Source organism: Acinetobacter sp. YH12132, from assembly GCF_013418645.1.
In the GTDB taxonomy this organism is placed as follows: Bacteria; Pseudomonadota; Gammaproteobacteria; order Pseudomonadales; family Moraxellaceae; genus Acinetobacter; species Acinetobacter indicus.
The window spans coordinates 78,995-102,422 of record NZ_VPBR01000002.1 but is presented as its reverse complement, the minus strand read 5'-3'; the positions used below and the strand labels follow the sequence as shown (position 1 = coordinate 102,422).

20 protein-coding genes are annotated in these 23,428 nt (G+C 45.5%); 8 read left to right on the top strand and 12 right to left on the bottom strand.

Translation table 11 applies throughout. The annotated features are described in order from the left end of the window. Positions 1-18: 18 nt before the first annotated feature. The 6 genes from dld to FTU67_RS02600 form a co-directional block, all read right to left on the bottom strand. Entirely contained in the window at positions 19-1,734 is a 1,716-nt protein-coding gene (gene dld, locus FTU67_RS02625; RefSeq protein WP_180061368.1) for a D-lactate dehydrogenase, read from the bottom strand. Between the two features lie 95 nt (positions 1,735-1,829). Then, positions 1,830-2,984: an FMN-dependent L-lactate dehydrogenase LldD gene (lldD, locus tag FTU67_RS02620; RefSeq protein ID WP_005179256.1), complete on the bottom strand. Its 1,155-nt coding sequence runs from the start codon at positions 2,982-2,984 to the stop codon at positions 1,830-1,832. After that, entirely contained in the window at positions 2,981-3,730 is a 750-nt protein-coding gene (lldR, locus tag FTU67_RS02615; RefSeq protein WP_005179260.1) for a transcriptional regulator LldR, read from the bottom strand. The genes lldD and lldR overlap by 4 nt, the downstream gene beginning before the upstream one ends. Before the next feature lie 24 nt (positions 3,731-3,754). Then, complete coding sequence (lldP, locus tag FTU67_RS02610; RefSeq protein ID WP_180061367.1) at positions 3,755-5,425, bottom strand: L-lactate permease; 1,671 nt, start codon at positions 5,423-5,425, stop codon at positions 3,755-3,757. Positions 5,426-5,954: 529 nt separating this feature from the next. Further along, the gene (locus tag FTU67_RS02605; RefSeq protein WP_228278776.1) at positions 5,955-6,446 is read right to left on the bottom strand and encodes a hypothetical protein; all 492 of its coding nucleotides are present in this window, start codon (positions 6,444-6,446) and stop codon (positions 5,955-5,957) included. Between the two features lie 97 nt (positions 6,447-6,543). Next, positions 6,544-7,794, bottom strand: a complete 1,251-nt coding sequence (locus FTU67_RS02600; RefSeq protein WP_180061366.1) for a YncE family protein — start codon at positions 7,792-7,794, stop codon at positions 6,544-6,546. A 262-nt stretch (positions 7,795-8,056) separates the two neighbouring features. Between FTU67_RS02600 and FTU67_RS02595 the strand changes: the two genes are divergently transcribed. After that, positions 8,057-8,677 (top strand): 5-formyltetrahydrofolate cyclo-ligase, encoded by a 621-nt coding sequence (locus FTU67_RS02595; protein WP_180061365.1) that lies wholly within the window; start codon positions 8,057-8,059, stop codon positions 8,675-8,677. Between the two features lie 126 nt (positions 8,678-8,803). Then, positions 8,804-11,230 (top strand): endopeptidase La, encoded by a 2,427-nt coding sequence (lon, locus tag FTU67_RS02590; RefSeq protein WP_180061364.1) that lies wholly within the window; start codon positions 8,804-8,806, stop codon positions 11,228-11,230. Positions 11,231-11,466: 236 nt separating this feature from the next. Here lon and FTU67_RS02585 read toward each other — a convergent pair whose 3' ends face one another. Beyond that, the gene (locus FTU67_RS02585) at positions 11,467-12,429 is read right to left on the bottom strand and encodes a M28 family peptidase (RefSeq protein ID WP_005179272.1); all 963 of its coding nucleotides are present in this window, start codon (positions 12,427-12,429) and stop codon (positions 11,467-11,469) included. Positions 12,430-12,581: 152 nt separating this feature from the next. On the opposite strand from FTU67_RS02585, the gene rlmH reads away from it, so the two are divergent. The 3 genes from rlmH (at position 12,582) to FTU67_RS02570 (ending at position 14,870) form a co-directional block, all read left to right on the top strand. After that, entirely contained in the window at positions 12,582-13,064 is a 483-nt protein-coding gene (gene rlmH, locus FTU67_RS02580) for a 23S rRNA (pseudouridine(1915)-N(3))-methyltransferase RlmH (protein WP_005179274.1), read from the top strand. Positions 13,065-13,176: 112 nt separating this feature from the next. Continuing rightward, entirely contained in the window at positions 13,177-13,953 is a 777-nt protein-coding gene (locus FTU67_RS02575; protein ID WP_087662515.1) for a dioxygenase, read from the top strand. A 155-nt stretch (positions 13,954-14,108) separates the two neighbouring features. Further along, entirely contained in the window at positions 14,109-14,870 is a 762-nt protein-coding gene (locus tag FTU67_RS02570) for an META and DUF4377 domain-containing protein (protein ID WP_168417279.1), read from the top strand. 78 nt (positions 14,871-14,948) lie between these two features. Here FTU67_RS02570 and gdhA read toward each other — a convergent pair whose 3' ends face one another. Then, positions 14,949-16,292: an NADP-specific glutamate dehydrogenase gene (gdhA, locus tag FTU67_RS02565; protein WP_180061363.1), complete on the bottom strand. Its 1,344-nt coding sequence runs from the start codon at positions 16,290-16,292 to the stop codon at positions 14,949-14,951. A gap of 341 nt (positions 16,293-16,633) precedes the next feature. On the opposite strand from gdhA, the gene FTU67_RS02560 reads away from it, so the two are divergent. Together FTU67_RS02560 and nth are read left to right on the top strand one after the other, a co-directional pair. Next, positions 16,634-17,431, top strand: a complete 798-nt coding sequence (locus FTU67_RS02560; protein WP_104470011.1) for an RnfABCDGE type electron transport complex subunit B — start codon at positions 16,634-16,636, stop codon at positions 17,429-17,431. A gap of 3 nt (positions 17,432-17,434) precedes the next feature. Continuing rightward, positions 17,435-18,145 (top strand): endonuclease III, encoded by a 711-nt coding sequence (nth, locus tag FTU67_RS02555; RefSeq protein ID WP_045796358.1) that lies wholly within the window; start codon positions 17,435-17,437, stop codon positions 18,143-18,145. Between the two features lie 93 nt (positions 18,146-18,238). Here nth and FTU67_RS02550 read toward each other — a convergent pair whose 3' ends face one another. The 4 genes from FTU67_RS02550 to FTU67_RS02535 all read right to left on the bottom strand — a co-directional run bounded on the left by FTU67_RS02550 (position 18,239) and on the right by FTU67_RS02535 (position 21,173). Beyond that, positions 18,239-18,445 (bottom strand): hypothetical protein, encoded by a 207-nt coding sequence (locus tag FTU67_RS02550; RefSeq protein ID WP_005179286.1) that lies wholly within the window; start codon positions 18,443-18,445, stop codon positions 18,239-18,241. 88 nt (positions 18,446-18,533) lie between these two features. Then, positions 18,534-19,193: an adenylate kinase gene (adk, locus tag FTU67_RS02545; RefSeq protein ID WP_005179287.1), complete on the bottom strand. Its 660-nt coding sequence runs from the start codon at positions 19,191-19,193 to the stop codon at positions 18,534-18,536. Positions 19,194-19,275: 82 nt separating this feature from the next. Continuing rightward, a complete protein-coding gene (locus FTU67_RS02540) occupies positions 19,276-20,592 on the bottom strand; it encodes a hypothetical protein (protein WP_005179289.1) in 1,317 nt (438 codons plus the stop codon). 62 nt (positions 20,593-20,654) lie between these two features. Beyond that, positions 20,655-21,173, bottom strand: a complete 519-nt coding sequence (locus tag FTU67_RS02535) for a hypothetical protein (RefSeq protein ID WP_005179290.1) — start codon at positions 21,171-21,173, stop codon at positions 20,655-20,657. Positions 21,174-21,412: 239 nt separating this feature from the next. Here FTU67_RS02535 and mrdA point away from each other — a divergent pair, with 239 nt between their 5' ends. Continuing rightward, the gene (mrdA, locus tag FTU67_RS02530) at positions 21,413-23,425 is read left to right on the top strand and encodes a penicillin-binding protein 2 (protein ID WP_104470010.1); all 2,013 of its coding nucleotides are present in this window, start codon (positions 21,413-21,415) and stop codon (positions 23,423-23,425) included. Positions 23,426-23,428 lie beyond the last annotated feature (3 nt).

Here is a 23,428-nt window from a genome sequence, read left to right as displayed (position 1 = left end):
CTCAGTTTTCATCCTTATTTAGCGCCATGCTTTTAATTTAGAGCTATGTCCAATGCCTACATTAAAACAATTGGTCGGATCCAATTTTTTATAGTGCTGCTTCAGAGCAGGCTTCGCCACATATAAATGCCCAACATTATGTTCTGCAGGATACTCTGCCCCACGTGCATCTAGCAATGACCACATTTGATGTTCCATTGCCAATGGGTCTAGACCTTTTTTAATAATATAGTCCTGATGAAAGACATGACATAAAAAATGACCATAATACAACTTATGTATAATCGCCTGCTCCAACTCTTCGGGTAAATTTTCAACCCACTGCGAATCATTACGTCTTAACGCAATATCTAAAGCAACAATGTCTTCCACTTCATTTCGATGTGTATCACGATAACGGATTGCAGCACCTGCCACTGCAAAGCGATGCAGAAAAGCCTTACGGCCTTCATCTTCATTACATAGAAAAAAACTGCCGGAATTGCGCGTGATAAAATAATCCAATAAAAACTGCTGTACTGCCGCAACATCTTGCTGCTCAATGCGCAAAATTAAATGATGTTCATACAAATCACGAAATTGGTTCATGCGTTCTGGTAAATGGTTTGGCAGTAGTTTCATGAACATTTGCAAAACTTTATCCGACAATCCACGCATGCTCCAACGGGTTAGAAAACCATCAACTTTGTCTTTCATGGCGAAAGCTGCAGGTACTTTACTGGTGCCAAACTTCTCGATAAACAAGAAGCTGTCTTTGCCGTATTCTGCACCAATGTCATAGGCATCCCGATGAATATACTCACCTGCAATCGGTACACGCGGCAAATCACGTAATAAAAAACGGCGAATCGCGGTTAAATCATCCTGATGATTACTGCCGATATAAAACACCTGACTTGGAATTTTCTCAAACGTATCCAAACGCACTGCAAACACACAGATTTTACCCGCCGAACCCGAAGCTTCGAATAAACGGCTCGGGTCGGCATTAAAACGTGCAGGCGTATCGGCGTCGACTTGCGCAACATCATGCACGTAACGCTGATCTGAAGCACAACAATGTTCTGGATATTCAATATCTTCAGGGCGATATTGTTGTTGCTCAAGTTTGGTTAAAATTTCTTCTGGCGAGCTTCCTAAATTCACCCCTAAATGGTTGATGAGTTGCAATTCGCCCAATGCATTGACTTGTGCATATAAGGCCAGCTCAGTATAGGCAGGGCCGCGTCTGACCAATGCACCGCCTGAATTATTGCACACCCCACCCAACACCGAAGCACCAATACAAGATGAACCAATGACTGAATGTGGTTCACGTTGATGCGGTGCCAGTTGTTGTTCCAAAGCATCTAGCGTTGCACCAGGCAAACAAATCACTTGCTTGGCATCATTAATCAGCTGAATGCCTTTTAAACGCTGTGTATTAATCAGAATAACAGGACGGTCATAATCATCACCAAAAGGGGTCGAACCACCAGTAAGTCCTGTATTGGCGGCCTGCATAATAATAATGCAATCAGCCGCCACTGCCACTTGCAACACTTGCCACTGCTGCAACAGCGAGCCAGGTGTTACTACAGCAAAAACCTTCCCCTCACCAAAACGTCGCCCTTGACGATATAAGCGGGTATCCAACTCATGGGTCAATACATTGGATTTCCCCACAATATCAACCAAATTTTTGAGTGTCGCTGCAGCATCAAATTCTGCTGTTGATGAGTTAGTCTGTGGCATGGTGTGCATGTCCTGAATTCCAATGGTGAAGAAAATACAATTGAGCAATCAAGCCAAACTTTTAAAGTTATGGATTCATCACCCATGTTGGCAAATTAGCCTTTCAGCTCATGCTCAAGTCGTACCAGACAATCTGAAGTAATGGCCTGAATATTCTTAGCACCTGTTAAGGTCATTGCCACCCGCATTTCTTTATCCATCAGTTCAAGTAAATTACTCACCCCTGCCCCACCTGCTGCACCCAATGCATAAATAAAGGCACGTCCGAGCATACAAGTATCGGCACCCATAGCCAGCATACGCACTACATCTAAACCGTTACGAATGCCTGAATCCACCAGAATTTTTAAATCGCCTTTGACGGCATCAGCAATTGGCGGTAAAGCACGTGCAGTCGAGAGCACACCATCTAACTGACGCCCACCGTGATTCGATACCACAATACCATCGGCACCAAAGCGGACTGCATCTTTGGCATCTTCAGGGTCTAAAATGCCTTTAATCACCATCGGGCCATCCCAAAATTCACGAATCCACTCTAGGTCTTTCCATGAAATGGATGGATCAAAGTTATTGCCCAACCAACCAATATAATCTTCCAGTCCAGTCGGCTTGCCCAAGTATTTGGAAATATTGCCCAAATCATGCGGGCGGCCGAGTAAGCCCACATCCCACGCCCAATTTGGATGCATCACTGCTTGCATATAACGACGCATGGCCGCATTTGGCCCACTCATGCCCGAGTGTGCATCACGATAACGTGCGCCAGGCACAGGCATATCTACTGTAAAAACCAGTGTTGAACAGCCGGCTGCTTTGGCACGTTCCAAAGCATTACGCATAAAACCACGGTCACGTAACACATAAAGCTGAAACCACATTGGGCGAGAAATGGCAGGCACCACTTCTTCAATTGGACACACCGACACGGTAGATAATGTAAACGGAATACCCTTTTTGTCTGCTGCTACAGCAGCCTGTACTTCACCACGGCGCGCATACATGCCTGTTAAACCGACTGGCGCCAAAGCCACAGGCATCGACAAAGTTTCATTAAATAACGTGGTTTCTAAACTTAAAGCCGACATGTCATTTAATACACGTTGGCGCAAGGCAATTTGTGAAAGGTCTTCTACATTTCTTTTTAGCGTTTGTTCCGCATACGCACCTCCATCTATATAGTGAAATAAAAATGGCGGTAAACGGCGTTTGGCTGCTTCGCGGTAATCATTCGCAGAAGAAATAATCATGGCGCTATCCTGTTTAATCGACTCGCACGCTGACGACGCGCATCTTCCTCGTCTATCATGCGTACTTGTTGAACTACAAATTCAATATGTCCACACACTGCCGCACGGGCAGCTTCTGGATCCTGACGTTCAATTGCATCCATCACTTGAAAATGCTGATCATGCAACTGATCGAAACGGTGGGCTTCGGTATAAACTTTACGTCGTCCCAAAACCACGTTGTATTGCAACAAATCAAATAAGCCGCGCATCATTTGAATAAGCACCAAATTGTGCGATGCCTCGGCAATTGCCAAATGAAACTTGGCATCGGCAATTGCCGCCTGATCGTCATCACCCAAAATTTGAAAATGGGCGATTTGCTCATAACAGGCACGGATTTTTTTCAAATCCTCAGCAGTTGCCCGCTGTGCGGCATACCATGCAGTACCACCTTCAAGCACCATTCGGGCTTCCTGCACATCAAAACGATAAGCAGGATCTTCATCAATCAGGTTACTTAAAGGTTGCACAATTTGATATTGCGACCAATTGGTTGGCAGCTGTTGCAAAAAAGTACCCGCTCCAACTTTGCTGACCAGCATGCCCTGACTGGTCAATTGCTGAATAGCCTCACGCAAAGAGGAACGGGAAACCCCGAGTTGTTCACACAACTTTCTTTCGGCAGGCAATCGGTCTCCGACTTGCATCTGATTTTTTTCAACCAGTGTGCGCAGGTCTTGAACAACTTTGTCGGAAACTTTCATGCGGCTATCCTCTTGTGCATGTGGTTATGGAATCATCCATGGGAACACATAAGCTTGTAGAGTGATAATAATACCGATCATTACGGTAAACGTGATACTGTGTTTCACGGTAAAGCGGAATAAATCCGATTCTTTTCCGACTAAACCCACTGCCGCACAGGCAATTGCAATCGATTGTGGTGAAATCATTTTGCCTGTTACTCCACCACTGGTATTGGCAGCAACCAACAGAACTTCTGGCACACCAATTTGCTGTGCAGTTGTGGCTTGCAAGGCAGCAAATAAGGCATTGGCTGATGTATCTGAACCTGTCAAGAACACTCCAATCCAACCTAAAAATGGCGAGAAGAATGTAAAAGCATTGCCTGTGTGTGACAAAGCCAGTGCCAAAGTCGCAGACATGCCTGAATAATTGGCAATAAAAGCAAAAGCCAACACCATTCCAATCGAATAAATTGGTGTTTTTAGCTCGTTGATGGTTTCTGCAAAAGTTTCAACAGCTTCGCGCGGTTTCATTTTTAAGTAAATGATGGTGATGACAGCCGCAATCATAATTGCAGTCCCTGTTGCACTCAGCCAATCGAACTTAAAGATCGCATCGTAGTCTTTGACATCTGCCACTACAGGCGGCATTTTTTGCACCAATTGATGTAAAAATGGCACCTTGATGGAAATTACCCAGTCGTGCATTGCGCCATCTTTGGCAAATAAATCTTTAAACGGTTTGATGCTCCAAATGGTGACCATCACCGTTAACACTGCAAAGGGTGACCATGCTTTAACAATCTGCCGTATGCTGTATTTTTGCTGTTGTTCTGCAACCAAGTTGGCATCTACTTTTGTGTCTGCATCGCTAAAACGGAAAATGTGTTTTGGCTGCCAGAATTTAAATAAGACCGTTAAACTAATCAAAGAGGCAATTGCAGCTGTAATGTCTGGTAACTCAGGTCCAACAAAGTTAGAGGTCAAGTATTGTGCAATCGCAAAAGCACCACCACCCACCAACACTGCAGGCCAAGTTTCCTTAACACCACGCCAACCATCCATAATTGCCATAATCCAGAACAGCACAATAGGCACCATAAATGGCAACTGACGTCCAACCATCTGGCTAATTTCCATGGTTTCTACACCCGAAACCTGACCCGCCACAATAATTGGAATACCCATTGCACCAAACGCAACTGGTGCGGTATTCACAATCAAGCATAAACCCGCAGCGTATAAGGGTTTAAAACCTAAACCCACCAATAAAGCTGCAGTAATTGCCACTGGCGCCCCAAAGCCCGCTGCACCTTCTAAAAATGTCCCAAACGCAAAGCCGACTAATAGCATCTGGAGACGCTGATCTTCTGTAATCGAAAGAATAGATGAGCGAATAATGTTAAATTGCCCTGTTTTTACAGAGATTTTATATAAGAATAATGCGCCAATAATAATCCATGCGATTGGCCACAAACCGTAGAAAAATCCATAGATCAATGAAGCAAAAGCCATTGGTGCAGGCATGCCATAGGCAAATAAAGACACTAATAACGCCAAAATCACCGTAATTGTTCCCGCAACACTTCCCTTTAAGCGAAATACAGCTAGTGCCAAAAAGAAAAAAATAATCGGGATTGATGCAATAAGACTCGAAATCCAAATATTTGCCATTGGATCATAGATCTGTTGCCAATGTTGAAGCATTGTCATCTCCTTGAAATGCTCACTCAAACGTAAACATAGGTCTAAGCGTAGAGGTAAAATTCTAATTTTGGTCTGACCAATATTGAAATAAAAATCAAAATACCCTCAATATTTGCAACAAATAATAGTTTTATATAAATAAATGTCAATATTGGTCTGATTAATTATTTAAATGGTCATACCAATTTAAATTAAGATGATCTTTGTTTGCAGCATAAAAAATGCGGTGAAGAAAAATTTAAACTTTGTTTTTTCTGTAGTTTTTAAAAGGAAGTAAAAACCAAATTTATTTCGCACAGCTTTATACAACTTTAGTCCAATACAATGGAATCAGTGTGCTTTCTTCTAAGATGAATTGAACGCTTGATAAAATGAATCGTAGATAAATTCAGCTCAAGTGGCCGCTATTCGGTTTAGAAAACATGTTGGTTAAAGAATATTTTAGACAAAAAAATAACGCCATTGTTGACTGCAACAATGGCATTATCGTGTATTTATAACAGCAGATCATAAGCTTATCTGTGGGCTTAGCCTGTCACCCCACGTTTAGACGTTTTAAACGCGAAATATGCAAATCAATTTGCCCTGCAATTTCAGGTAAAATTTGCTTTAAGAACTGGCTATAGTTCATTGCATCTTCTGCTCTTAATACGCCTGCTTGTACCAATTGTTCCTGCTGTAGCAACATACTTTGTACACGGTTTAAATCAGGTTTTTGCCCTTGGCTTAACCCTGTACTAATTTGCTCAAAGCCTAAATACAATTGATCACGTTGCTGGATTAATTGCTGCATTTCAACTGCAGATACCGCAGCACGCTCTAGCATAGCGTTTGTTTCAATTACATTTTCAGATTCATCTGAAAATAGACTTTGCGTTGTTTCTATCTCTGTGGAAGCTGCGTTCGGTTTCACCCATACTGTTTCCGAAACAGTCTTATTCGGCGGTTGAAACATATACACCACGGTAAACAACACCGCGACAGCCAAAACAAAAAAGCCAATACCGAGCCATCGAGTCCCTTTCATGTGCACGCTCCATAGGTAAACCATTCTAAAATGCGCTCAATTCAAATATCGTCTTGAGCGCTTTAGTATGTTTTGCCTGTTATGATCGGCTTAAAAATTACGGCGTCGACCAATCGCTTGGTGCATAACCCAAACGTACTCGCTGTGGGTGATTCCCTACTGGCACACTGCGGACTTTTTCTCCTGTAGCGAAGTCAATCACCGTGACCACATCGGTTTCACTTTCTGAAATTACACAGCTTTTGCCATCCGGACTGCGCGTAGCCCAATACGGTTTACCGGCCGGAATGAGCTTGGTGGCCTGCAAAGTACGTCGGTCCACAATAGTGGCATAGTCATCCATGGTGCCTGCCACACAGAGCTTTTCGCCATCGGCACTAATGGATAAACCATGATGGCGCGAGTCATTAACCCATTTGGTCCGGTCTTTAGGAATAGTGCTACTACCCGGCAGTTGGGCGATGCGAGTAATTTTGTCCTGATTTAAATCATATTCCACCAGACCATTAAAGAAAGATACCTGCGCATAGAGCTTGCTTTCATCTTTACTGAACACCATCGGACGTACCGAGTTCGACAGGTCTTTACGTCCAAAAGCATCTAAAGCCGGACGAAAATCAATTTTTTTCAGCACCTTATAGGTATTGGCATCGGCGATGGTGATATAGCGTTTGCCCTTGGTGAAATCCTGCCATTGAGCATCCATGGAAGTTTCCACATTGCCAATTGCCGAGTTCAGAATTTTACTGCCATTAGCAAAATAGATATTTTCATGTGGCTTATCGCCCGTTGCAAAACGGCCCAGCTCTTTCCCGGTATGAATGTCCAAGACATGCACCACATTACCTGAAGATGCAGATACGGCCACACGCTGCCCATCTGGTGAAACCGCCATGTGGTCTGCACGGAAACCTTCGACTGGCGTACGCCAATTAATTTTGCCCGTTTTAATGTTGATGGATACCACATCGGCAAAACTTGGACGTGAAGCTACAATGGATTGTCCATCTGGGGTGGAATACATATCATCCACCAACTGGTCATTGCCCTCACCTGCAGTTTGTTGAATGTAGGTATAGGCAATTAGCTTGATTGGATTTAAATGAATTTCCAGCAGCCGCTGTTTGCGGTCCGGAATCATATTCACCACCCCAATCTTGCCAAAATCACCGGAAGGACGAATCACTGTGACCGTTCCATCCCAGTTATTGCCCACAAAGAAAACCTGTTTGGAATTGGCCGGTGCAGGCATTTCTGTAGAGGCTGCCTGAGCAACGCTAGCGCTGAGTGCCGTGACAGCACAAACGGCCGGCAGCAGATATTTACGCAGGGTATTTTTATAGTCCATGTTATTGTTTTCCTAACCATGTGTTCATTTTTAATTTGTTCTTGTCATACTCACGTATCAACACTGCATCAGCATAAAGACAACAGGCCCTAGAAATCTATCCGCTTGCTGTAAAATCCGACGGAAGCCCATTTGATCTTGCAGATCGAGCATCAATAAGCTCCGGTTTTTGCAATACATCTTATTAGTGAAAATCTGTAACGGTCCTGCTCCCTTTGCAAGTTGTGCAGAAAGGATTAAACTGCGGGCACCACTTGTTTTTATGCTCCGCTCTGTGACCCACGACCTGATCCAGCTCCGTAAACAGCTGCGCAAACAACGCCGCCAGTTAAACCGCTTTCAGCAACGTCAGGCTGAGCAGCAGGTATTGCAGCGGTTACATGCATGGCCGGCGTATCGGCAGGCTCAGAAAATTGGCGTGTATTTACATGCCTTTGGTGAAATTCATACCACTAAAATCATTGAACTCTGTTTTGCCCAAGGTAAACAGGTGTATTTACCAATGATCTGTAATATGAATGACCGGCTGGTCTGGGTGCGTATCCAGCAAGGTCAATATCGTAATAAACGCTTTGCCTACCATCGTTTGGGTATGCAGGAACCGATGGCCAGTCGTGGCCAGCATGTCTCCGAACTTGATCTGCTCTTGATGCCTTTACTGGCCTGTGACCGGCACGGAACCCGGATTGGGATGGGCGGCGGCTATTATGATAAAACGCTGGCCAGCGCCCCGACCACACCGCTGCGGGTCGGGCTGTGTCATGATTTCCAGATTGTGGATGTCCCTTTGGCGCGTGAGGCCTGGGATCAGCCGTTAGATGCCCTGATCAGTCCACATTTCCAGTATTCTTTTAAGCGCAAGTTTGCGATTTATAATCATTAACAATGAATTAAAATCATCAACTTAGCTAAATTTCCAACAATTTATAGACTTCGGCCCTTGTAATTTTTAAATTACCCATCACTATAAAAAACATGGCAACACCGTTGTCACTCATTAGGAGTGCCCATGTCTGAAATTATTATGAATGAACAAACCTTAGAGCCTCAGGTTCCAAGTGTATTACCGCTTTTAGCGCTACGTGACGTGGTGGTTTATCCGCACATGCAAATTGCGCTATTTGTAGGTCGTGAAAAATCGATCAATGCAGTTGATGTGGCTCGTAACAGTGACAATCTAGTATTTGTAGTTGCGCAAAAAGATTCGCTTACAGAAGAAATTGATCACGACAATTTATATCAATACGGTACTGTCGCGAAGATTGTGCAAGTTGTGAATCACGAAAATGATGAGAACTGCATCAAAGTCCTGATTGAAGGTCTGCACCGTGCCAAGTTGAAAACAATCATTGACGAAAATGAGTATCTGACAGCAGAGCATGAACTGAGCCCAATGACAATTAACGTCGATGCAGACACCCAAGCTTTACGTCTGCAGGAATTACGTGCGCTTTTCGCTCAATATGCAGAAGCCAAACTGCGTAATGCACGTGAATTGATCACTGCGGCCAACAAGATTGAAGATCTACTACAGTTATTGTTCTTCGTTGCGACCCGTGTTCCATTGAATATTGAAGTAAAACAAAAATTCCTGGAACATGACCAATTCGAAGCACATCTGACCGAGCTGATGACTTATCTGTTACAGCAGTCTGAAGAACAGCAGATCGAGCAAACTTTGCATGATTCTGTAAAACGTCAGATGGAAAAGAACCAGCGCGAATACTTCCTGAATGAAAAGATGAAAGTCATTCAGCGCGAGCTTTCGGATATGAACGGCGGCGCAGAAGATGATGTTGCCGAGATTGAAAAACGTCTTGCTGAAGCAGATCTGCCTGAGCATGTACGCAAGAAAGCTGAAAACGAGTTCCGCAAGTTAAAAGCCATGCAACCTGCTTCAAGCGAAGCGGCTGTGGTGCGCAACTATCTTGAAGTGATTCTGGATACACCATGGAATAAAGCCAGCAAAGTCAGCATCAATCTGAACAAAGCACAGGAAATTCTGGATTCAGACCACTACGGTCTGGACGATGTCAAAGATCGTATTGTGGAATATCTGGCTGTTCAGTCACGTGTGAAAAAATTGCGTGGCCCGATTCTGTGCCTGGTAGGTCCTCCGGGTGTGGGTAAAACCTCGCTGGGTGAATCAATTGCCAAAGCGACCGGTCGTGAGTTCGTACGTATGGCATTAGGTGGTGTACGTGATGAAGCCGAAATTCGGGGTCACCGTCGTACCTATATCGGTGCGATGCCAGGTAAAATTGTGCAGTCCCTGATCAAAGTGGGTGTGAAAAACCCGTTGTTCCTGCTTGATGAAATCGACAAGATGGCACAAGACTACCGCGGCGACCCTGCTTCTGCGATGCTTGAAGTTCTTGATCCATCACAGAACAACAAGTTCAATGATCACTATCTAGATCTGGACCTGGACCTGTCTGAAGTGATGTTTATCTGTACTGCCAACAGCATGAATATTCCTGAAGCGCTTCTGGACCGTATGGAAGTGATTCGTCTTCCGGGTTATACCGAAGAAGAAAAAGTGAATATCGCCGATCGTTACCTGGTGCCAAAAGCCATCAAGAATAACGGTTTACGTGGCAAAGAACTGACCGTACATGAAGAAGCGATTCGTGACATTGTACGTCGTTATACCCGTGAAGCCGGTGTGCGTAGCCTGGAACGTGAAGTCTCTAAAATTGCACGTAAAGTGGTCAAAGAAGCGGTCAGCAAAAAAGCCAAAAACCTGCAGGTTGAGGTCAACGCGGGCAACTTGCCAGACTACTTGGGTCCACACAAATTCGACTTCGGCATGGCGGAAGAAGAAGCAGAAGTGGGTCGCGTAAATGGTTTGGCCTGGACCTCTGTGGGCGGTGAATTACTGACCATTGAAGTGGCGACCATGAAAGGCAAAGGCACTTTCATTACCACCGGTTCACTCGGTGATGTCATGCAGGAGTCGATTAAAGCAGCCATGACTGTGGTGCGTACCCGTGCCGACTCTTTAGGCATTGAGTCTTCAGTCTTTGCTGAAACCGATGTACACGTGCATTTACCTGAAGGTGCTACACCAAAAGATGGTCCATCGGCAGGTCTGGCGCTGACTACCGCGCTGGTATCAGCCTTTACCGGTATTCCAATCCGTCCGGATATTGCCATGACCGGTGAAACCAGCTTGCGTGGTCGTGCTATGCGCATTGGTGGCTTGAAAGAGAAACTGTTAGCCGCACACCGTGGTGGTATTAAACTGGTGTTTATTCCACAGGAAAACGTCCGTGACCTGGCGGAAATTCCGGATAACGTCAAAGACGGTCTGGAAATTAAAGCAGTGAAATCCATTGATGAGATTTTACCGCTGGCATTAACCTCAATGCCAAAACCACTGGTGAAAGCACCGATTGTAAAACCGGTAGAAGAGGGTAAGGCTGCACGTCACTAAGTGGTGCCTTCATATCTTCTCCACAAAAGAGAGCTTCGGCTCTCTTTTGTTGTTTTCGGGTGATGAAATGTTCCACTTGAAAAATTTCCGTTCATCTCCATCTATAATAATACAGAGCATATTGCTGTAAGTTTCTTTTTTTATTCCTGCTCATCGTATGGCCATTCAAACTCCAGATGAATGACCTGTTTGACCGCAGTCCTACTCTATTTCAGGGCTGCGTTTTTTATGGCCGCTTATGGCGTCGCCCCGAGCAGTTGATGAATCAGCCCATCAATCACCTGGCCCATTTTGGTGACATTTAAAGTATCCAGCGTATCCTTTTCGGTATGATAATTCGGATTACGATAATGCGAAGTATCGGTAATCAGTAGCGCCGGAATATCATGCTGCCAATAACTGCGATGATCCGAGAAACCGGCTGCACTGACAAACGCCGGCATCACCAGCCGTTCACACTGCAATTTATCTAACAGGCGCATCTGTTGACAGTATTGCTCACCCAGCGCATTGGACTGAAAATTACTGATCGCGGCAATATAATTGCCATGACTTGGATAAATCCATTTTAACCCCATCGGATACTGCTGGATTAAACGCGAATCATAGTAGCCAATCATTTCCAGCACATAGACTGCCTGAATATGCTCTTTTTCGGCCAGAATAGATTTGGCATGTACCTGACTGCCCATAAACTCGGTCTGATAATACGGTGCTTCTTGCAGGGTATAAAAAACAAACTCGACATTATGCGGCAGCTTGGTTTTTTCCTGGCTTAAAATACGCGCTATTTCAATTAATCCGGCCACACCGGAAGCATTGTCATCAGCGCCCTTCTGGTTGCCATGCACATCATAATGCGCACCTAAAATCACCCGATCTGAACGGCCAACCTTTAAATGACAGACCACATTGCGATAACTTTTTCCATTCACCGGATAAGTCTGGTACTGGCATGGAATGCCGAATAAACGCATCTGCTCTTTAATCCAGGCCGAAACCCGGTTCAATTCTTCAATATTTTTATGATTACGGTACACGCCCGGCGGCCCGATAATCTGCTGCAAATAGACTTTCAAATTTTGCGGATCAGCCGGTTCATATAATGAAATGGCGGCGGATAGCGGCTGCATCCAGCCCAGCAGCAAAGTACAACCCAATATCCCTAAACCGTTTTTAATCTGTTGAAATAACCACATTTATTATTGTTCCATACAAAAGCAGATTTTATTGTCCTGTGGCTCATTAAAGCAACAGCAGCATACAGATTACAATTTCAAATTGTGTCTTTTCTCCTGCACAAACGGCTTTCAAGGTTATAATTACTTTTCATTTTCCTGCCTGTTTTATTATGAAAATTCGTATTCTGACCATTGGTCAAAAAATGCCGGCTTGGGTACTGACTGGTTTTGAAGATTATTTCAAACGTATACAGCCTTTTGTACAAACCCAGATTATTGAATTGCCGATGGCCAAACGTGGCAAAAATGATTCAGAAGCCGATATTTTAAAATACCGGCAGATTGAAGGTGATAGCATCTTAAATGCTCTGAAAGCCAATGAAACCCTGATTGCACTGGAAGTGGGTGGGCGTGAATTCAGCACCGAAAAACTGGCTGAAACCATGAAAGGCTGGATGCTGGAAGGCAATGATATTGCCCTGGCCATTGGCGGCCCGGATGGTCATTCTGAAGCGGTGCGTAAAGCTGCAGCATGGCACTGGTCTTTATCTAAACTGACCCTGCCACATCCACTGGTGCGAGTGATGCTGATTGAACAGCTGTACCGGGCCATGAGCATTAACCATAATCATCCTTATCATCGGGCGGGTTAAGAAAACCCTACCCATTGTTTCGTATTTAGAACATTCTGTTGAACCCGACCCGGTTTAATAAAGCATGTCGCTTTGACATGATAGGACCAGAATCGTGACATAGGCTTTCATTATGAATTTACAGACCCTTCCCGGCTTATTTATATCGCATGGTTCGCCTATGCTCGCGCTCAATCCTGAACAGGTCGGGCCGGCACTTGCCCGTTTAAGCACCAACCTGCCCAAACCGCAGGCGATTGTGGTGATGTCGGCGCATTGGGAAAGTCGCAGTCTTGAAGTCAACACCGGTATTCGTCCAGAAACCTGGCATGATTTCCGCGGCTTCCCGGAAGAGCTGTACCAGATTCGCTATCCGGCACCGGGACAACCTGAGCTGGCCGAAGAAGTATTACAGCTACTGGCCAATGCCGGTTTTAATGCGCATGCCAACAGCACCCGCCCGCGCGATCATGGGGTATGGATGCCTTTGCTGCATATGTATCCTGAAGCGGACATTCCGGTAATTGAAGTGTCGTTGCCGATGCATCTGCAAGCTGCAGATCTGTACAAGATTGGCCAGACCTTGGCGGTGTTACGTGAACGCCAAATTCTGCTGATTGGTTCAGGTAGTATTACCCACAATTTAAGAGAGCTATCTTGGGACAACCAGCACAGCGTGGTGCCAGAATGGGCTTCGACCTTCCGTAATTATGTGGTCAGCAAACTGGCACATCAGGACTATGATGCGGTGCTGGACTGGCCGACCATTCCGTATGTCAATCGCAACCATCCCACTATCGAACATCTGGCACCCCTGTTTTTTAGCATGGGCACCGGTCATCGTTTTAGTATTGTGCATAGCAGTTTTACCATGGGTGCACTGGGTATGGATATTTACCGTTTTGACTAAAATCTAGCGCGACCAAACATAACTTTTTATTATTTATTAACAAAAAATTATTTATGGATACATTTTGCAACCGGAAAGGGGCACATGTATCCATTTTTTTAAATAGCAAATCGGTTATATTCTGATAAATTTCCGAAAAGTGCTTTATTTATAAAATGAAACTCAAATATTTAGCTATTTTACTTTTCCCTTTAAGCTTGGCCGCTTGCCAGAGTAGTGATCTGCAACGTGCAGGAGATCTTGCAGTGTCTGTATTACAACAACAAAATGCCGATAAGATTGTCAGCGCTTACCAATGGTCTTTAGATACCGGTGCAGCCAAACCCCTGACCCTGAATTTTAATGACAATGGCCGTTTAAGTATTGGCACCAGCTGTAACCAGATGGGTGGTAACTGGCAGATTAACAACAACCAGTTACAGGTGGGTATGTTAATCAGTACCGAAATGGCCTGTGAAGCCAGCGCCATGCAGCAGGAACGTTTTGCTGCTGCCCTGTTCCAAAAACCTGTCAGCGTGCAGCTGGACATGAAAAATACGCAACAACCGAGCTTAATCTTGACCGCTGCAGATGGCCAGCAACATACTTTTCAGGGCAAAATGACGCCGGAAACCAAATACCAGTCGGCCGGTGAAACCATCTTCCTGGAAATTTCCCCGGAAACCAAAGCCTGTACCGGCGTTGCTCCACAAACCTGCTTGCAGGTACGCGAAGTCAAATACAATGAACAGGGTCTGAAAACCCAAGTTGATCAGGACTGGACTTTATTCTATGACCAAATTGAAGGCTTTCAGCACAATCCGAATGAACGCCAGATTATTCGGGTCAAGCGTTATGAACTGAAAAACCCGGCGGCTGATCAATCCAAATATGCCTATGTACACGATATGACGGTTGAAACTGGCCGGATCAATTAACAGCAGATCTTAAAAAATAACCCATAAAAAAAACCGAGGTCAGTGCCTCGGTTTTTTCAGCTTATACGCAGTTAAAACTTAGTATACGCCTTGAGCCAGCATTGCATCAGCAACTTTTACGAAGCCTGCAATGTTTGCGCCGTCTACGTAGTTAACAGTACCATCTTCCTGAGTACCGTATTTCACGCAGTTACGGTGAATTTCTTTCATGATTGCGTGTAAACGCTCATCTACTTCTTCAAACGTCCAGCCCAAACGTAATGCGTTTTGAGACATTTCCAGACCAGAAGTCGCTACACCACCAGCATTTGATGCTTTACCTGGTGCATACAGAATTTTCGCCTCAACGAATTTCTCAACTGCGTCTAAAGTAGACGGCATGTTGGCACCTTCAGCCACACAGATTGCACCGTTAGCCAGTAATACCTCAGCATCTTCACCGTTTAACTCGTTTTGAGTTGCACATGGCAGCGCGATGTCACACTTGATACCCCAAGGACGTTTGCCTTCCAAGTATTCAAAACCGTGTTTAGACGCAAATTCAGAGATACGGCCACGTTTGATGTTTTTCAGATCCATCACTTCTTTCAGCAATTCGTCTGTGAAACCATCTTTCACATACACAGTACCGTTAGAGTCAGACAGTGAAACCACTTTCGCGCCCAGGAACATGGCTTTTTCAGCAGCGTATTGCGCGACGTTACCTGAACCAGAGATTGCTACGACTTTGTCTTTGAAGCTGTCGCCACGAGTTTTCAGCATTTCCTCAGCGAAATAAACTGTACCGTAACCTGTTGCTTCTGGACGTGCCAAAGAACCACCGAATGTTAAGCCTTTGCCCGTGAACACACATGAAGTGTCATTGCTCAGCTTTTTCATCATACCGGCCATATAGCCAACTTCACGGCCACCTACACCAATATCACCCGCCGGGATATCTGTGTCTGAACCTAAATGACGATAAAGCTCGATCATTAACGCCTGGCAGAAACGCATGATTTCGCCTTCAGATTTACCTTTAGGGTCAAAGTCTGAACCGCCTTTACCGCCGCCCATTGGCAAAGTAGTTAAGGCATTTTTGAAAGTCTGTTCAAAACCTAAGAATTTCAGGATAGACAAGTTCACTGACGGGTGGAAACGCATACCACCTTTGAATGGACCAATTGCCGAGTTGTATTGAACACGGAACGCACGGTTCACATGAGTTTGACCCTGATCATCTACCCAGGAAACGCGGAACTGGATCGCACGTTCTGGCTCGACTAAACGCTCTAACAGACCATGTGCAGCGTATTGAGGATTCTTTACAATGAATGGCCACAGGCTGGTCATCACCTCTTCTACTGCTTGTAGAAACTCTGGTTGATAGGCATCACGTGTTTTAACGTAATCTAGGAAATCGTTAAGGCTGTTATATTTCAACGCTTAATCCTCAGCAGAATGTTGGATCAAAATTGGGCAAAATTTCAATCAATGATTTATTTTGGCGCAAAATATTAAATATCTTTTGTTAACAATCTACAATAGTTTTTTTCAAAAAACTTTATTTAATCCATATTTTCAATAAATTAGATTGATCAAAATTGAAAAATTATTCCATTTTTTGTAAGCAAATATGTATTTAAAATTGGCCATTTTGCCCAAAAATAAAGCAGATTATGGTCCAACTTTGTACACAAGCTTAATGCTTGAAAACATGCTAGAATCTGCGGCTCAGGTTTATTGTTCGCTTTCTCTGCGCCCTTCGCAGCCGTGGTTTTTACATGAATTCGCAAATTGCTCTCATCCAGAATATTGATGCCTTGCTTCCTCAAACCCAATGCGGTTTATGTGGACATCGGGATGGATGTTTACCCTATGCAAAGTCGATTGCCGAAGGTGAAGCCGCCAATAAATGTGTACCGGGCGGTCAACCGGTTGCCGATGCGCTGGCCAAACTGCTAGGCAGAGAACGCTTAACTGCCGAAGCCAGTGTCTGGCCCATTCAGTCCGATGGCCGTCCGCAGCGTATGAAAGCGGTGATTCGTGAAGATGAATGTATTGGCTGTACCAAATGTATTAATGCCTGCCCGGTCGATGCCATTTTAGGTTCCGGCAAACTGATGCACAGCATTCTGACCGACCTGTGTACCGGCTGTGAACTGTGTATTCCACCCTGCCCGGTGGACTGTATTGATCTGGTTGAAGATGTCAAACCCGTACCCACAGACGCGGAACGGATGAGCGAGCAGAAGGATTTACGCCAGCGCTATTATGCGCACATTCAGCGTGAAGAGCTGCGCCGCCTGCACCGTAAAGGGCCCGTGGTGCGTGCTGAGATTGATACCGCGCTGTTCGCCCAGTTCTCGCAGCAGACCGATGCCGTACCGGAAATCCAGATGGTTGAAAAAGCCGATCATCCGGCTGTCACCCACGATGCCAAAACCACCATCGAGCTGGCCAAGCTCAGAACCCAGATCAAAAAATTAGAAAAACAGCTGAGTGTGCGTGAAGATGCCAACAAGCGCGCGCAACTGGCGCAGCTTCAGCAACAATTACAGCACTTACAGGGAGAGGCCTAATTCATGAGCAGCGCAGTCAAACCGGTAAAAAACTTGACCCGAAAGCAGGTCTATACCTTTTTTGAGCGCTTGCGTGAACAGCGTCCGCATCCAACCACCGAACTGAATTTCTCCTCACCGTTTGAATTGCTGGTGGCAGTGACCTTATCGGCGCAGGCCACCGACGTCAGCGTGAACAAAGCCACAGATAAGTTATTTCCAGTAGCGAATACTCCGGAAGCGATTTATGCACTGGGGGTTGATGGGCTAAAGGACTATATCAAGACCATTGGCCTATATAATTCCAAAGCGGAAAATGTGATTAAGGCCTGTAAAATCCTGATTGAAAAGCATAACAGTCAGGTACCGGAAAATCGGGCCGATCTGGAAGCCTTACCGGGTGTGGGGCGTAAAACAGCCAATGTGGTGCTGAATACAGCGTTTGGTCAACCGACCATGGCAGTTGATACCCATATTTTCCGTGTCGGCAACCGAACCGGTTTAGCGGTGGGTAAAAATGTGCTGGAAGTGGAACACCGTCTGGTGAAAGTGATTCCGAAAGAATTTATCGTTGATGCACATCACTGGCTAATTCTGCATGGCCGCTATTGCTGTATTGCCCGCAAGCCCAAATGTCATGAATGTGTGGTGGCCGATGTCTGTAACTGGCCAGACCGGTTTGAGTTTGGAGCTGCGCGCCAGATTGCAGTCAAAAATATTGAAGCTGAATCCTGAATTCAGCTTTTTTATACTTGAAGATGACCTGCGCTGCATATTCGAGGTAGATCATTCAATAATGCTGATGTAAGTCGGGCGATAAAAACCCGCTTAGTCTTGTGCGTCTTTATCCTGTGCTTTTTTCTGCTGCTCTAATTGCGCCTGCAATTTAGGATGCAATTGACGCTGCTGTGGCTGGTTGGCATTTGCAGCACGTTCTTCCTGACGCACTTTTAGCAGCATTTTATAGCTGATATAAAACAGACCCACCAACATGGCCAGGAACAGCACCATTAAAATTAACATACCAATTTTCACCGAGGCAGTTTCCTTATACGCACGCAAATAAAAAAGGAGCCCTACTATGACCGAGGACTCCCTTAAAGTCAAAACAATCAGCGGGTGATTATTTTGCCTGATCTAAAATTGCGAACAGATCCGCTTGTACGTCTTCAATTGGACGTAGACCGTTAAGTTTGTCATACGTCGGTGCATTTTCACCTGTCGCTGCGCGGCCTTGGTAGAAACCAACCAGTTGCTCAGTTTCAGTGTGGTAAGACGCTAAACGCTTACGAATGGTTTCTTCCTGGTCATCTGGACGTTGTACCAGATCTTCACCCGTTTCATCATCTTTACCTTCCACTTTTGGCGGATTGTAAACGATGTGATAAACACGACCAGAAGCCGGGTGCTGACGGCGACCAGACAGACGCTGTACGATTTCTTCGTCCGGTACATCAATTTCAATCACGTGATCAATGTTGATGCCTTCTTTTTCCAGCGCTTCCGCTTGTGGAATGGTACGCGGGAAACCATCAAAAATGCAGCCATTGGCACAATCAGGTTGAGCAATACGCTCTTTCACTAAACCGATGATCAATTCATCTGAAACCAGACCACCGCTTTCCATTACGTTTTTAGCCTGTAGACCTAATTCAGTACCTTCACGAATCGCAGCACGGAGCATATCACCGGTTGAAATTTGTGGGATATTGTAGCGCTTACAGATCAACTGAGCTTGTGTACCTTTACCTGCTCCAGGTGGTCCGAGTAAGATAATGCGCATAAAAAAACATCCTCATTTTTAACAATGTACATGACACTTTGTTCATGACGAACTCAGGTTCGACATGCTGTCCAGCATCCAATTATAAGAAAGCGACAAACAAATGTATTAAACCAGCAATAAAACCGGTTACCCCTCCCAATACAATCAAGATCCATTCATCTTCCTGAAAGGCAGGACGCAATAAATTTTGAAACTCTCTTGGTGTAAGTTCAAGAATACGTTCTCTAAACATTTGATAGATTTTCTGTGCACGGCTCGCATTAAAGGCTGGGTCGCATACAGGCACCATCGTAATTTCAATTGAGCGATCGATCAAGTCTGTCTTGAGTTTTGCGTATTCTTTTGGCCCTAAAGACAATTGTAAAGAGGTTCTGACCAGTGGGGTTTCCATAATTTCATTAATATGGCGTTTAACAATCCGACGGGTCTTGTCTTTTTTACTGCCATACATCATTTCGGTCATAATGGATTTTAAAGTAATTAAATCTTCGGTGACCACACTGGCAAATACATCAGACACCTCTTCCTGGCGCTTCATAAAGGCACCCTGAACATTATAGGTGCCAATGCGCGGAATAACAGGTTTAATCCACGGAAATTTGCGACTCTGTGTTCGCGTAAAAAATTGCGGATACTTCACATAATGCGGTTCAATCGGGTTGAACACCATCCAGATCGCAATCCAGTTGGTTAAAAAGCCCCAGATGGCGGCCCAGAATGGTACGGTCCAGTGCCACGGCACAATAAACCAGACAATCATCTGGAATATACCAAAGAACATCCCGATTAACGCACTGATATGCCAGATAAAGTTAATTTCTTTCTGGCCCACTTTCAGGAACATGCGCACCATTAAACGGCGGTCGCCTTCCATCTGGCGTACCACCATTTCGCGCATATCCACCAGTGACTCGACATTCAAAGTCAGTTCAGTGACCAGTTCACGTAGCACCGCAGGCAGCTGTTTATGTGCCTGGGCATAAATGCGGCGTTTAATTGAATAGGGCAGGTTCTCCCACAGCACAGCATTGCGGTCGATCATCACCTCATCAATTAAATGCTCCAGCTCGAAACCGACCTGCTCGCCAATAATCCGTGCCATATCTTCCGGGTCCATGGCATCCAGAAATTCGCGCAATGAGCCCAGTTTAGACAAGGTATTGTCGGTAATAATGCCTGAAATACGCCCGGCTTTTCTCGGCACAATCCCCTGCCAGCCCACCGGCAACGGCCCCAGATGAAAGCCCCAGAAATTAATGGGATAGAACACCATTTTCAGTGCCATCCACACGTGGGCCCAGGTCACAAAAGCGGTGACAGGGATAATGCTGAGCACAGCCCAAAAATCCGGGCGATTCAAAAAGGTTTGCCACAACTGATTGATGTACTCAAGCATGCATATTTTCCATATTTATTTCTAATTACCGGATTCTAAAAGCATTTAACTCGCTATTCTGGCTATAAACCCACACTTAAAGTATAGGAAAATTGTAGTTTTGGCTCGGTTTCTGCAATCACCCGACCGGCCCGATCTTCCAGTTTTTCACCTGCACCAATCCCCACACTAAAGGTACTGATCCGTTCACGGCTCAGCAAGACATAAGCAAGATCTACACCAGCGCCCAGACGTGCTTTCTCTTTCTGGTCGACCACTTTGGATTCAAGATGACCCGCATAAGCTCCGATATAATAACCATTTTTATCTTTACCGGTGAAATGATATGGCAAGCGAAAGCCAATTTGTCCACCCGGTTCATGATCCCCATTTAAAAATGCCCCAGCTTTGGCATAGGCAATGCCGTAGGGATTGACCCATTCTGCATTTAAATGAAGTAATTTTTGTGTAATTCCTGCCCCGACATTCCAGGTTTTTGTATCTTCCCCGGTCAATTTTGCCTGCGGGAAAAAAGAAGATTCTTCGGCATAGGCCACATTGCACAGCGCAATACATGCCACTAAGGAATATACTTTTTTCATTATTTTCACCAAGTTCCTTAATTCTAATTGTAAAACAATCCTGTTTTATTTTTTTGACTGTAGCAGATTTACCCGGATTCTTATATACAGCAGCCGATCTTTTTATTGTCGCAAAAGTCAAAAACCTAAATCACATTATTTGTGTCGAATCGGTCATGCAGGCATACGCAAAGCGCTGTGTTATCGGCTAGAATAACAGCCCTATTCTCATCTCCTTGATCTGTTTAAGCCGATTGCATATGAAACAGCACTTTCCTTTAAAAAACGTTCAGCAAGAAAAGCGCATTTTTCGCAATCGGGTGTTCATCTCTATCGGGCTGGTCAGTTTCTTTTTGCTGCTGCTGGTGGTGCGTTATGCCTATCTGCAAATCAGCAGCTTTGATGAGTTTGCCACCGCATCTGACAAAAACCGGATTCGCCTGCAACCCTTAGCGCCCGCGCGCGGTTATATTTATGACCGTAATGGAGTATTGCTGGCCGATAACTATCCGGTCTTTACCGCGACCTTAAGCCGGGCCGATGTCGAAGATATTGATGCCACCATCGAACGGCTGACCCCGATTTTGGAACTGACTGAAGAAGATATTGAACGCTTCCAGAGCCGGATTAAAACCGCACGTAAAACTGAACGGGTGTCCATTAAACTGAATCTGAACGAAACCGATATTGCCCGTTTCAGTGAAGTGAAATTCCAGTTTCCCGGGGTGAATATTGAAACCCAGATGACCCGTTACTATCCACATGGTGAGCTGTTTGCGCATGTGATTGGTTATGTGGGCCGGATCAATGACAAAGAGCTGAAAGAGATTGATAAAGATGCCTACGCCGGCACCAACCTGATTGGTAAAATTGGCGTAGAAAAATCATACGAACATTTACTGCATGGCGTACCGGGCAATGAATCGGTCGAGGCCGATGCACACGGTAATGTGCTGCGTCACTTGGGCCGTAAAGATCCGGTTCGCGGTAATGATCTATACCTGTCCTTAGATTATGGCCTGCAAGTGGTGGCCTCTGAACAGCTGGCCGGCCGCCGTGGTGCGATTGTCGCGCTCGATCCACGTACCGGGGAAATTCTGGCGCTGGTGTCGAGCCCCAGCTTTAACCCGAACCTCTTTGTCACCGGCATCAGCCATACCAACTATGCTGCCCTGCGCGACAATATTGACCAGCCGCTATATAACCGTGCCGTGCAAGGGGTGTATCCGCCCGGCTCGACCATTAAGCCAATGTTTGGTTTAGGCGGGATTCATTATGGTCTGGTCGACTGGAGCACCGCGATTCAGGATTATGGCTATTTCACCTTACCGGGCGATAGCCACCGTTTCCGTGACCATAAAAAATCGGGGCATGGCATTGTCAACATGCACACCGCTCAGGTGGTGTCCTGTGATACCTATTTCTATGTATTGTCCTACCGGATGGGCATTGAAAAGATGAATGACTGGATGCGCCAGTTTGGTTTTAGTGAGCGCACTGGCGTCGATTTACCAAGTGAAAGCACCGGCCTATATCCAAGTCCGGAATGGAAGATGCGTACCCGTAATGCCAAATGGATGCGCGGCGAAACCATTTCCGTCAGTATTGGTCAGGGTGCTTTTACCGCGACACCATTACAACTGGCCATGGCCACTGCCATTACCGCCAACCAGGGCTTTAAAGTCACGCCACACGTGCTGCGTGAAAGCCGCGGTGCGCGTCCATTTAAGGTGCATAATGGTACCAATGGCCGCATTGAATTTAACGGGACCGACGAAGACTGGATTAAAATGCGCGATGCCATGGTGGATGTCATTCAATCAGGCACCGGTAAAGGTATTAAAGGCGGCCTGCAATATTCAATTGCCGGAAAAACCGGGACCGCGCAGGTCAAAAGTATTGCCCAGGGCAAACGCTATAATGAAGCACTGCTCACCGATCGCCAGCTTGACCACGGTTTATTTGTCGGCTTCGCTCCGGCAGAAAAACCTGAAATTGCCATTGCGGTGATTCTGGAAAATGGCCGTGGCGGGAGTGCTGCCACGGCCCTGGCCCGTCCAATTCTGGATTACTGGCTACTCAACAAAGACAAGAATCCGATTCGCCCATCTGCGGCCCAAATTAGTGGTGGCCTGATGACCGCCGGTTTAAAGCCAAGTGAACTGCCAAGTGCCGAAGGTGCTCGTAGCACCACCACTCCGGCTCAGGATACTGCTGCATCTGCGCCAGCAACACCGGCCGCTGCCCCATCTGCCACAATAGAGAGTGACTAAACC